At 46.6% G+C, this 12,257-nt stretch carries 10 protein-coding genes; 6 read left to right on the top strand and 4 right to left on the bottom strand.

From position 1 onward, the window contains the following. Positions 1-14: 14 nt before the first annotated feature. From BLU30_RS03945 to BLU30_RS03935, 3 genes are all read right to left on the bottom strand, one after another. Positions 15-1,409: an MATE family efflux transporter gene (locus tag BLU30_RS03945; RefSeq protein WP_242873497.1), complete on the bottom strand. Its 1,395-nt coding sequence runs from the start codon at positions 1,407-1,409 to the stop codon at positions 15-17. A 13-nt stretch (positions 1,410-1,422) separates the two neighbouring features. Beyond that, entirely contained in the window at positions 1,423-3,063 is a 1,641-nt protein-coding gene (locus BLU30_RS03940; RefSeq protein ID WP_090243693.1) for a DEAD/DEAH box helicase, read from the bottom strand. A gap of 97 nt (positions 3,064-3,160) precedes the next feature. Beyond that, on the bottom strand, positions 3,161-4,123 hold the full coding sequence (locus BLU30_RS03935; RefSeq protein WP_090243691.1) for a P1 family peptidase: 963 nt from the start codon (positions 4,121-4,123) through the stop codon (positions 3,161-3,163). Between the two features lie 144 nt (positions 4,124-4,267). Between BLU30_RS03935 and BLU30_RS03930 the strand changes: the two genes are divergently transcribed. The 6 genes from BLU30_RS03930 (at position 4,268) to BLU30_RS03900 (ending at position 11,838) form a co-directional block, all read left to right on the top strand. Then, positions 4,268-4,771, top strand: a complete 504-nt coding sequence (locus tag BLU30_RS03930) for a MarR family winged helix-turn-helix transcriptional regulator (protein WP_090243689.1) — start codon at positions 4,268-4,270, stop codon at positions 4,769-4,771. After that, positions 4,758-7,070 (top strand): ABC transporter ATP-binding protein, encoded by a 2,313-nt coding sequence (locus BLU30_RS03925; protein WP_090243685.1) that lies wholly within the window; start codon positions 4,758-4,760, stop codon positions 7,068-7,070. Before BLU30_RS03930 ends, BLU30_RS03925 begins: the two co-directional genes overlap by 14 nt. Continuing rightward, complete coding sequence (locus tag BLU30_RS03920) at positions 7,063-8,934, top strand: ABC transporter ATP-binding protein (RefSeq protein ID WP_090243683.1); 1,872 nt, start codon at positions 7,063-7,065, stop codon at positions 8,932-8,934. The genes BLU30_RS03925 and BLU30_RS03920 overlap by 8 nt, the downstream gene beginning before the upstream one ends. 235 nt (positions 8,935-9,169) lie before the next feature. After that, the gene (locus BLU30_RS03915; protein WP_090243681.1) at positions 9,170-10,414 is read left to right on the top strand and encodes a glycosyltransferase family 2 protein; all 1,245 of its coding nucleotides are present in this window, start codon (positions 9,170-9,172) and stop codon (positions 10,412-10,414) included. Between the two features lie 528 nt (positions 10,415-10,942). Further along, complete coding sequence (locus BLU30_RS03905; protein WP_090243679.1) at positions 10,943-11,179, top strand: hypothetical protein; 237 nt, start codon at positions 10,943-10,945, stop codon at positions 11,177-11,179. A gap of 101 nt (positions 11,180-11,280) precedes the next feature. Beyond that, positions 11,281-11,838 carry a hypothetical protein gene (locus tag BLU30_RS03900; protein WP_090243677.1) on the top strand — a complete coding sequence of 186 codons (558 nt, stop codon included), beginning with the start codon at positions 11,281-11,283 and terminating at the stop codon, positions 11,836-11,838. Positions 11,839-11,864: 26 nt separating this feature from the next. Here BLU30_RS03900 and BLU30_RS03895 read toward each other — a convergent pair whose 3' ends face one another. Beyond that, positions 11,865-12,224 (bottom strand): hypothetical protein, encoded by a 360-nt coding sequence (locus BLU30_RS03895; RefSeq protein WP_090243675.1) that lies wholly within the window; start codon positions 12,222-12,224, stop codon positions 11,865-11,867. Positions 12,225-12,257: the final 33 nt, after the last annotated feature.

The raw sequence follows: 12,257 nt of genomic DNA, 5'->3' as shown, positions 1-12,257 counted from the left end.
GTATCCTATTTTTATCACCCTTGTGCCGATAGCATTCCTTTATGCTGTCCCCAGGTATCCAACTCCTTACGCTTCAGACGAACAAACATCACGCCGACGTAAATCAGATTCAGGACATCCGAAACCACGAAGCCCAGCCAAATCCAATCCACTCCCCACAGATAGGAGAACAGCCAGGAAAAGGGCAGTAACAGAATCATCTGACGCAGGAAGGAGGAGAACATGGAGATATATGCTTTCCCCACCGCCTGGAAGGCATTGGACAGGGGAATGGAGATTCCTGCGGTCACAAAGGACCAGCTGATGACGCGGAAGCATTGTACCCCCAGGACCATCATGTCGTCAGAGGCGTTGAACATTCTAAAAATCTGCTCTGGGAAGAACTGGAACAGCACGACGCCCAAAATCATGATACACTCTGAGATAATGCAGGCTACCTTGGCATTTTGTAAAAACCGGTCAGCTTTCCGGGCTCCATAGTTATACCCATAAATGGGCATGGCTCCCTGGCACAGGCCAAAAACCGGCATAAAGATGAAGGACTGTACCTTAAAGAATACGCCGAACACCGCAATGGCCGTGGTGCCGTACTGGGTGAGGATGAGGTTATAGAAGGTGACCATAAAGGAGGCAATCCCCTGCATAACAGCAGCAGGAAGGCCAACTGCTATAATATCCTTCATGATGGTTCCGTCAAATTTAAACCCATGGATATGGACCTTTAAGATATTCTTCTTCCGAAAGGCCACGACACACAGGACATAAATCATGGCGACGATTTGCCCGGCAACCGTTGCAACAGCCGCACCGGTTACGCCCATGGCCGGAAAACCCAGGAGCCCAAAGATCATGATGGGGTCCAGAACGATATTAACCACCGCCCCAATCAATTGGCCAATCATCGGCTGAATCATATCCCCTGATCCCTGGAGCATGGAAAAGCCCGCCTGGGTAATGATACTGCCAAAACAAAACACACAGCAAATCATTAAATAGCTGGTACAGCCCGCGATGATTTCTTGATTATCGGTAAAAAGGGTCACAAACCCATGGGAAAACAATCCCCCGAGAACAGCCAGAATAACTGAAAGGATAATCGCGATTAAAAATCCGTGCTCCGCGACCTGCTCAGCATCCTTATGACGGCCTTCTCCCAGCCGCCTGGAAATACCGGAGTTTATCCCAACACCCATCCCAACAAAACAGGATACAATCACCATCTGTACCGGGAAGGCCAAGGATACCGCCGTCAGGGCATTCTCGCTCACCTGGGCTACGAAAATGGAGTCCACTACATTATACATGGCCTGTACGAACATCGAAATGATGGCCGGCAATGCCATTGATACTAAAAGCTTGGGGATGGGCATTTCACCCATCTTAGTTTCCCGACTATACCCTTTTTCCATCCAATTCCTCCTACTATTTACTCTTTTTCTTTTTAGTAATTTCCGCCTTAACTTTGCGTCCCTTAATACTCTTACCCGTTAACCGTTTTTCAACTTTTTTGGCAACTTCATCGGCCACATCCACAAAGGTAAATTTCGAATACATTTCGATATCCCCCACTGCTGAAGAAGGAATTCCCGCTTCTCCACAAATTGCGCCTAAGACATCCCGTTTCTTCGCCCCATCCTTGGCCCCAACTGAAATGAACAGGCGTTTGGTTTTTTCTGGTGCGAAGGTATTCTTGCGGCCCTTCCCCTTGCGCTCGCCCTTATCGTCACGGTTTCGACGCTTTCTGGCATTTTCAAAGGTAACGTTCAAATCCTCTGCATCCGTTAACGGAAGTCTGGAGCGTAATAGCACCGCCGAAATATACCGGGGGTCATAGCCTCGATCCATCAGCTCATCCACAATGGATAAATAACGGACCATATCCGATTCATCCTCAGCCCGCAGGGCAAACCGCTCTTTAAAATGTGCGACCTTAATATCGTTAATGGCTTCACTGGTAGGAATGAGGTCCCGTTCAATACTCTTTTTCGTATAATCGGTAATTTTACGCAGCTTAAACTGATCCCGACGTCTGGCCAGGGTCAGGGAGAGGCCACTTTTACCGGCACGACCGGTCCGGCCGATACGATGAACGTAATATTCTTCATTATCAGGAACATCATAATTGAAAACAATATCCACATCATCCACATCAATCCCCCGGGCGGCGACATCCGTTGCCACTAAGATATTGAGCTTGCCCTGACTGAAGCGGCGCAGAACCGCATGACGGGATTCCTGACGCATATCCCCATGGATTTTATCCACGGAGTAGCCCCGTTCCTGGAGATCATTGGTAATTTCATCCACAAAATGCTTGGTATTGCAGAAAATCATGGCACGACTCGGTTTATACACGTCCAACAGACGGGTTAAAGCTTCAAATTTCTGATGATCTGAAATATTGAAATATTTCTGCTCGATGCCAGAAGCCACCATATCCTTGGGGGCAATTTCCACTTTTTCCGGATTTTTCTGGTAAAGCTTCGCTATCTTTAAAATCGGTGCTGGCATGGTGGCCGAGAATAAAACGGTCTGGACGGGATGATCGATTTGATCCAAAATCAGCTCGATATCCTCTCTAAAGCCCATGTTGAGCATTTCGTCTGCTTCATCCAGCACCACCAGCTGTAATTCTGCTAATTTCAAGGTTTTTCTGCGCATATGGTCCATAATTCGGCCAGGGGTTCCCACAACGATCTGTGCTCCGCCCCGTAATTCCCGGATTTGCTTTTCCATGGAGGATCCGCCAAAAACTGCCACGACACGAACCTGGGGTTTATGGGAAAGGACCTTTTCAAATTCCTGGGCAACCTGAAGGGCCAGCTCCCGGGTGGGGAGCAGTACCAGCACCTGGGGCTGCTTCATGGTCCCATCGATTTTTTCGATGGCCGGGATGGCAAAGGCCATGGTCTTCCCCGTTCCAGTCTGGGATTTCCCAATGAGGTCGCCCCCTTCCATGAGTAACGGAATTGCCCGTTCCTGGATTTCGGTCATTTCTTCAAATCCCATCTCTTCGATGGATTTTTTTAAGGCCTCGTCTATATTGAGTTCTGTAAACTTCATAATTCTCCTGTTCTTATCTGTTTTACTAATTGCAAATTTTACATAATAGTCTAATTTATTATTTTAATCTGGTTATTACAATCTGTCAAGTTTAATTTCAAAGTATCTCCTTTGCCGTTTTCAGTCCATAAAGAGGCGTAGCACTTAAAACGGCATCTGCAATAGCCCTTGCCATGACATCAGCTGCCAGGGTTCCGGCAACATCCTCATCCACCGACACCTCTCCCCGGGATAGGGCATAGATGCTGTCCCCATCCATGGAGGTATGGACGGGACGGATCGCCCGGGCCATGCCGTTGTGAGCCATACTTGCGATCTTTCCGAGCTGGACCTTATTAAACCGGCCATTGGTGATGATGGCGCCAATGGTGGTATTCCCCATGGGCATCCCATGGGTCGCCTCGGTTAAAGTGTACATGGCCTGGCAGGAATCCTCAAAGCCCGTGTGGTCTGCATTAAGAAGTCCGGCCAGCTTCCTCCCTGTGTCTGCGTCGTAGATATCCCCCAGGGCATTGACAGAGACGATGGCCCCCAGCTTCAATTTCCCCAGGGAAACGGCATAGATTCCCAAGCCACTTTTCATCATCCGGGATGGTCCCTTGATTTTTCCAACGGTTGCCCCGATTCCGGCCCCAGCATTGCCCCTTGCGGGTTCATTTTTTTCGGCATCTAAACAAGCCGCATAAGCCATCCCTGGATCCGGGTAAGCCTCGGGGCTGCCGACCCCAAGATCGAAGATATCCGATTGACACACCAGGGGAATTCGAGCAATCCCCGTATCAAAACCTATCCCCCGTTCCTTAAAATAATCCATCACACCCCCAGCCGCCCCCAGGCCAAAGGCAGAACCACCAGAGAGAACCAGGCCATGAATGGCCTGGGCGGCTGCCCGGGGTTCAAGTAATCCACTTTCCCGGGAGGCCGGACCACCACCCCGGATATCTAATCCCGCCGCCATTCCTTCATCACACAGGATAACAGTACAACCCGTTCCACCCTCCAGGTCCTGGGCATTTCCAATCCGAAAGCCTTCAATTTCACTGATGCTTATTCTCTCCACGGTCCTTACCTCCATTTGATTTCTTAAGTCTATTATACACTATTTTTTATAGTCCTTGACAAATATTCTCTTAGGCGTATAATTTTTAAGCATCTAAATATTTTAGTAACTTAAATATTAATCCGTATCAATGAAAGGAGCCCTATGCAATCACAACTCAGTTTTGGTGAACAGCTTTTCCATATCCTCCACCAAATCAAAAAAACGGTTTTTTCCTATACTTTAAAGGATGATGACCAGTACCATGGACTGCGCTTAAGCGAATTCACCCTGCTCTGGCAGCTCTCCCGATCCTGGATGGCCGCAGATCCCAAAAGCACCGGCATTCCCGTTTCTACCCTTTGCCAAATGAGCCATACCTCTAAATCAAATATCTCCCAGATTTTAAGAGCACTGGAGGAGAGAGCATTCATCCAACGCCTCACCTCCCCCGAGGATCGGCGACTTATCCTGGTACAGCCTACCGATACCGGAATGGCTGTTGTAGCCAACAGCCGCTTTCCCGGTATCGATGTCTTAAACGATGCTGCCCAATATATGGGATCTGAAAGGTCAAGGCTTTTGTTAGAATTATTGGAAGCCTATAATGAAGGCATCGAGCATATTACATCCCATTCAAAAGAAGGAGACATCAATGACAAAGCTTAAGAAATATCTTAAACCCTTTACTGGCCTACTCATCATGTGCGTCATTTTGTTATTCATCCAGGCCATGTCCGATCTTAACCTGCCTAATTTCATGTCTGATATTATCAATGTCGGGATTCAACAGGGGGGCATCGAGCATGCCGCACCGGAGGCAATCAGTGCCGATGGTTATGATTTTATAACCACTTTTATGACCGAAGATCAGCAAAAAACCGTATCTGAGGCCTATGAATCCATCACACCAGAGGATGCCACTGAATCCCAGAAGAAGGACTATCCGCTGCTCAATGATCATTCGGTTTATCTTTTGACCAACACCTCAAAGGGTAGCTGGTCCACCTTAGATACTATTTTCGGTGAAGCGGACTGGACCTTTATCAATTTCATCCAGGATAAGGATAGTCAGGAGCAGCTTAAAACCGCTGCCATGGGCATGGCCCCCAGTGGCCTGGCTGCCCAAAGTCAGGACACCCCTAAAATGGATACCATGGATTTTAGCGCCGCAAACATGAGCGGAAATCTGGACGAAATGGACATTTCCCAAATTTACCCGCTAACCCCAATGCTTAAAACACTGCCCCAGGATGCCTTTGATGCGGCTCGAACTAAGGCCTTAAACACACCGGAATCCACCCGGAATCAGACCGGAGCCATGCTCACCAAGATGTTCTACTCCGAACTGGGGATGAATACCGGGCATATTCAGACCATGTATATCCTCAGAATCGGTCTGTACATGCTAGGCTTATCCCTTTTGGGTATCACCGCTGCCATCATTGTCGGTTTGTTCTCCGCTAAAATTGCGGCAGGTGCCTCCCAAACCCTCCGGCGGGATATCTTTAAGAAGGTGGAATCCTTCTCCAATTCTGAATTCAACCGTTTCTCTACGGCTTCTCTGATTACCCGGAGCACCAATGACATCACCCAGCTCCAGACCATGCTGATCATGGGGATTCGGCTGCTTTGCTATGCCCCCATTATGGGAATCGGCGGCATCATCATGGCTATCCGTCAAAGCTCCTCCATGAGCTGGATTATCGCCGTAGCCGTCCTTGTGCTTATTGGAATGATCAGTATCGTCTTCTCATTGGTCATGCCTCGATTTAAGATTATCCAAAAACTGGTGGACCGCCTGAATCTGGTCATGCGGGAAAACTTAAACGGTATGTCCGTTATCCGGGCCTTTGGCAATCAAGCCTTTGAAAAGGATCGTTTTAAGGAAGAGAACACCCGGGTTACCCAGAATAACCTCTTTGTCAATCGGGCCATGGTCTTTATGATGCCTGCCATGATGCTGATTATGAACGGTATTACCCTTGTCATTGTCTGGGTTGGTGCCCATCAGATTGCAGCATCCACCATGCAGGTCGGTGATATGATGGCCTTTATGCAGTACGCCATGCAGATTATCATGTCTTTCCTCATGATTTCCATGATGTTCATTATGATTCCCCGGGCCTCTGTCTCGGGTGATCGTATCGCAGAAGTCCTGGATGTGGAACCCGCCATCAAGGACCCCGTCACACCGGTCCACTTCCCGGGAAAGAACCCTGGGAAAATGGTCTTTGACGATGTCAGCTTCCGTTACGACGGTGCCGATGAAGATGTTCTCTACGCCATTAGCTTTGAGGCTGTCCCCGGACAGACCACTGCCTTCATTGGCTCGACAGGTTCCGGTAAATCAACCCTCATCAATCTGATTCCCCGGTTTTATGATGTGACCGCTGGCCGCATTACCTTGGACGGCACGGACATCCGGGACGTAACCCTCCATGAGCTCCGGGATCACATCGGTTACGTTCCTCAAAAAGGGGTGCTGTTCTCCGGCACCATTGACTCTAACCTGCGTTATGGAAGACCTGATGCTTCGAACGCAGATATTCGGGTGGCCGCAGATATTGCCCAGGCAGCGGGTTTCATTGAATCCGAGGAGGACGGGTACGCCCGGGAAATCGCCCAGGGCGGCGCCAATGTCTCCGGCGGACAAAAGCAGCGGCTGTCCATTGCCAGAGCCCTCACAAAAAAACCAGATGTCTATATCTTTGATGACAGCTTTTCTGCCCTGGATTTTAAAACAGATGTGGCCCTGCGTTCCGCGCTAAAGGAGTATACCGAAAATGCGACAGTACTCATTGTAGCCCAACGAATCAACACCATTATGAATGCCGAACAAATCATCGTTTTGGATGAAGGCCGAATGGTGGGCAAAGGAACCCATGCCCAGCTTTTAAAAACCTGTGAAACCTATCGGGAAATTGCCTATTCACAATTATCAGAGGAGGAACTCGCCAATGCCTAAGAAAATTACTAAAGATGCGACACCACGCGGTCCTCGCCGCAGAGGCCCCATGGGTGGTGGCCATGGCCCAGGTGCCATGGTACCCGGTGAAAAGGCGAAGGACTTTAAGGGTACCTTCAAAAAGCTGGTGGCCTATCTTGGACGGTATAAATTTGCAGTGGCCTTGGTTCTGATCTTCGCCATCGCCTCCACCGTCTTCACCATCGTCGGGCCTAAGATTTTAGGACAGGCTACCACAAAGATTTTTGAAGGGGTCATGAATATCATCGCCAATACTGGCTCCGGTATCGATTTTAACTATATCGGAAAAATCATCCTGATTTTAGTGGGACTTTACCTGATCTCCGCCCTGTTTTCTTACATCCAGGGATACATTATGACCGGTATCTCCATGAAGGTGACCTATCGCCTTCGGGAGGATGTTTTCGCTAAGATTAACCGCTTACCCTTTAAATATTTTGACAAAACGACCTATGGGGAAGTGCTCTCCTTCCTGACCAACGATATTGAAACCATCAACCAGACTTTAAACCAAAGTCTCACCCAGATTATCACCTCGGTGACCACCCTCATCGGTATTCTGGTGATGATGATCTCCATTAGCTGGCAAATGACCCTGGTGGCTCTGTGCATCATCCCCTTATCCTTTATCTTCATTATTATGGTGGTTAAAAAATCCCAGGTCCACTTTGGCCGTCAGCAGGAATATCTGGGACATATCAACGGGACCATCGAAGAAACCTATGGCGGCCACACCGTGGTCCAGGCCTTTAATAATGAAGAAGCGGCCTTTGAAACCTTCGACCACTACAATAATACCCTGTACACCTCAGCCTGGAAATCTCAGTTTTTATCCGGCCTGATGATGCCGGTCATGACCTTTATCGGGAATCTGGGCTATGTGGCCGTGTGTATTTTAGGGGGATGGCTGGCGGTGAACAGTGCGCTGACCGTGGGGGATATTCAGGCCTTCATCCAATATGTCCGCCAGTTTAACCAGCCCATCACCCAAATTGCCAATATTTCCAATATTCTGCAAATGACCATGGCGGCAGCAGAGCGGGTCTTTACCTTCCTTGAGGAGGAAGAAGAGGTTCCCGATTCCCTGGATCCTGTGAATCCCGAGGGTATTGAGGGCTCCGTCTCCTTTGACCATGTTCGCTTTGGCTATACTCCTGATAAAACCATCATCAAGGATTTCTCAGCCCAGGTGGAACAGGGCAAGAAAATTGCCATTGTTGGGCCCACTGGAGCAGGCAAAACGACTTTGGTTAAGCTGCTCATGCGATTTTATGATGTGGATGCCGGTACCATCAAAATTGATGGCCATAATATTATGGATTTCCGCCGAAATGACCTCCGCCATCTCTTTGGTATGGTCCTTCAGGATACCTGGCTGTACAACGGCACCATCGCCGATAATATCCGCTACGGCAAGCTGGGTGCCTCGGATGCCGAGGTGGAACGGGCCGCCAAAATTGCCCAGGTGGACCACTTCGTCCACACCCTGCCCGATGGCTACAACATGGTGTTAGGTGAAGACGCCAATAATGTCTCCCAGGGTCAAAAACAGCTGCTGACTATCGCCCGGGCGGTTCTGGCCGATCCCAAGATTTTAATTCTGGATGAAGCCACCAGCTCTGTGGATACCCGGACCGAGTCCCTTATTCAAAAAGCCATGGATAACCTCATGGTGGGCCGGACCAGCTTTGTCATCGCCCATCGGCTGTCCACCATTAAAAATGCCGATTTGATCCTTGTCCTTAAGGATGGGGATATTGTGGAGCAGGGCACCCATACGGAGCTTTTAGCCCAAAGTGGATTCTATGCTGATTTGTATAATTCGCAGTTTGAGGAAGCGTAAAGCGTTTCTTGAAGAGCCATTGCTTCGGCAATGGCTCTTTTCTTAATGAAAACTTTATCATGTGAAAACAAAATATTATAATGACCGAACCTTTCTGTTTCCTTTAAATTTTCAAACTTTTTAAAGAATCACCTTGCGCTTGTCAGGGGATGATGCTAAAATGATGTAAGTTACATTATAAGCTAATTTAAAGGTTACCCTAAAGCACTAATTAAGAAAGAAAGAGGTTCGATTAATGGTCAATTTCATCTATGTCGCCTTATTTGTACTGGGCGCTCCATTCTTCGCCTATGGGATCTATTATATGGTCATCGGGCTAGTGGGCTATCGAAAGCACAATCAATTTGAGGTGGCACCCCCCACCAATCGGTTTGCTGCCGTCATCGCCGCACGGAATGAGGGACAGGTTATTGGAAACCTGATTGATACCTTGAAAAAGCAGGATTATCCCACCGAGCTGTTGGATGTCTACGTTCTGCCGAATAATTGTACCGATGATACCGAAGCTGTTGCCTTGGCCCATGGTGCTAAAGTTTTCCATTGTACCCAAGAAGTCCGCTCGAAGGGGGCTGCACTCGAACAATTCTTTGATGCCACCTTTGCAGAAAATGATATTTACGATGCCTTTTGTGTCTTTGATGCCGATAATTTAGTGGACCCTGGTTTCTTCGGTGCCATGAATAATGCGCTGTGCGCTGGTGAAACCATTGCCCAGGGCTATCGGGATGCCAAAAACCCCAAGGATTCCTGGATTTCTGGCTGTCAGTCCATCTTTTATTGGACCCTCAACCGTTTTATGAACCTGGCTCGTTACTCCATCGGGATGTCTGCTGCTTTAAACGGTACAGGCTTCATGGTTGCCGCGGATGTCCTTCGGGATGGTGGCTTTCGAACCTTCAGCATGACCGAGGATATTGAATTTACCACCCAGTCCATTATGAAGGGGCGCCGGGTTGCCTGGGTCCCAGAGGCTCTGACCTACGATGAGCATCCCCTGACCTTTGAAACCTCCTGGAAGCAGCGTAAGCGCTGGTCCACAGGAACCATCCAGTGCTTCGTCCATTACTCGCCGCTGCTGTGGAAGGCTTTTAAAGAAACGAAGAATTGGGGCTGTGCCGATATGATTTTGTACTTAAGTGCTCCACTGGTTCAGGTTTTAACGGCGATTTACAGCGTATGCTCCTTTATCATCCTAAGCCTTTTGTTTGTGAATACCCAGGTGTGGTCTGATGCCTTGACCTTCGCGATTATTTTCAGCGTCGGCGGGATCTTTATCAGCTTCCTCTTCACGGCCATGGTGGTAAAGCTGGAGCATCATCAACTTAAGCAGGTTAAGAATTATTCCTTCTTCTCCTTCTGGTTTTTCTTCTTCTCCTGGATCTTCATCAACATCGTCTGTGTGGTGAAGCCCATTGAGACCTGGGAACCCATTGAGCATACCCAGAGCATCAGCATGTCCCAGCTTGAACTTGGAAAATAATATGATCAACATAAAAACCCGCAATCCTTTTAAATAAAGGTATTGCGGGTTTCTTTCATTTATCAACGCTGATAGCAGCTTCGCTTACTATCCGATAAAGGAATAGTTAGATATAGCGATAAATCACTCACCAAGTGCCCTTATCTTCTTTATAAACTACCATTTATTGACCGTCCTTTCTGATGTAGCATAGCTTTTCCATAAAAAATTTCTTATTTACTCGTCCTGCAATGGTGACATATTCTTGTGCTTTGAGTTCAGCATTAAGTTTTTTCATCATCTTACAGGCGAATGATTTTATCCCCCTAAAACCTCTGCCACATCTTTTGCTCTCATAAAATTGTTATCCATATAAACCGCCTTCCTGCAATACAATTCAGATACTATACTAATTTGTATAGTATAAGGTTGTAATACTGTATAGCGTAATCTTTGTCAATAGATCTCTATACTTTTTTATTTTACATACCTTGTTTTATCAAAACTTATATGTTATATTTCGGTAAGCTACAACAAATATGATACGATGTGAAACATTATGGCAAAGAGAATATCATTGCAGATATAGCACAGTCTTTAAATGTTTCCACAGAAGCTTTAGATGGGCCTAATATTGATAGCCACACTGGGCTGATGCACACTTTTTTTGCCCAGGAAGATATTTATGGTCTGCGTATTGTCGAGATTGACGGTGAAATTTGTCTGCGCTTGAGTAAGGCTGATAAAGCGAAGTATTATGCTATGTTTGATATGCTATCTGCTTGAAACTAAGTATCTCAAAAATTGAAAAGATGAAAAGTGTTACTGCATCTACCCTGTGGGTGAAAATGCCACCTGATTTAAACTTTAGAGAGGAAGGGTAAATCATGAAGATTGATAGAGAAAATCTAACAGAAAATCTTATTTCCAAAGCGCTTAACATTAAAGATTACACGGAAATCATAACAACATTGAATAAAAGAAACCTTTCTACAGACCAAGATTTTCAGAAAACTTTTAATCGTTTCTATGTTGTAAGACGTAACGAAACGTGGCGTAGATTTTATTATGAATTCTTTGAGCAACAAAAGCATCGGAAAGACATCACTTTTAAAGAGATTTTATATGCCATATTTAAACACACAGGGCAAATTGAGCACTCTTTTTCAAGCAAAATGCTTTCTACCATTGACCCCAACATGCCTATATGGGATGTTTATATCTTGAATCATATAGGGCTAGAATTAAGTGGTAAAAGCAAAGATGAGCAACTAGAAAATCGTGTAAAGTTGTATAATCAAATTATTGCTTGGTATGATGATTTCCTCGCTACCGATGAAGGAAAATCCTGCGTTGAACACTTTGATATGCTAATGCCTAACTATTGTTGGCTTACTCCAATTAAGAAGATTGACTACATAATATGGGGTGTCCGTGATTATTAATTGCCAAGTAAAATTGACCCACCTGATTAGTGTGTAATTAAATGATAGCCATCTTGAATCAAAGTAGTTTTATCTACGATGACCCGTTTCGATAGTGAATCCATCGTGACATATTTACTTAGTTCTAATAACCGATTACCAATGAGTTCCCAAATCAGTTTATCCATCGCCGCCGGTCGACTGTCCACTTCTTGTTGCGCTTGGGTTGTAACATGCTGGGGAAAAATTGGCGCACAGAGTTCTTCCATGCTTAAAAAGACAGCTTCTGAGGAGGGCATCCCTTCAATCGCAAAACAATCTTTTTCTTTGTCACAAGATAAGGTTGAATCAGCGACCATCCGTTTAAATAGATTTGTTGGATTTTTTATAGTGTACTGCGTTCTCATCAAATGATAAAGCGCATGTTTCCCATTGGCATT

It is taken from the genome of Eubacterium barkeri (genome assembly GCF_900107125.1).
In the GTDB taxonomy this organism is placed as follows: Bacteria; Bacillota; Clostridia; order Eubacteriales; family Eubacteriaceae; genus Eubacterium_O; species Eubacterium_O barkeri.
This window is presented reverse-complemented; position numbering and strand designations above follow the sequence as displayed.

Bases quoted from the DNA above. Each gene is read 5' to 3' on its own strand.
- BLU30_RS03945 (WP_242873497.1), bottom strand. From the start codon at position 1,409: ATGGAAAAAGGGTATAGTCGGGAAACTAAGATGGGTGAAATGCCCATC.
- BLU30_RS03940 (WP_090243693.1), bottom strand. From the start codon at position 3,063: ATGAAGTTTACAGAACTCAATATAGACGAGGCCTTAAAAAAATCCATC.
- BLU30_RS03930 (WP_090243689.1), top strand. From the start codon at position 4,268: ATGCAATCACAACTCAGTTTTGGTGAACAGCTTTTCCATATCCTCCAC.
- BLU30_RS03925 (WP_090243685.1), top strand. From the start codon at position 4,758: ATGACAAAGCTTAAGAAATATCTTAAACCCTTTACTGGCCTACTCATC.
- BLU30_RS03920 (WP_090243683.1), top strand. From the start codon at position 7,063: ATGCCTAAGAAAATTACTAAAGATGCGACACCACGCGGTCCTCGCCGC.
- BLU30_RS03915 (WP_090243681.1), top strand. From the start codon at position 9,170: ATGGTCAATTTCATCTATGTCGCCTTATTTGTACTGGGCGCTCCATTC.
- BLU30_RS03900 (WP_090243677.1), top strand. From the start codon at position 11,281: ATGAAGATTGATAGAGAAAATCTAACAGAAAATCTTATTTCCAAAGCG.
- BLU30_RS03895 (WP_090243675.1), bottom strand. From the start codon at position 12,224: ATGAGAACGCAGTACACTATAAAAAATCCAACAAATCTATTTAAACGG.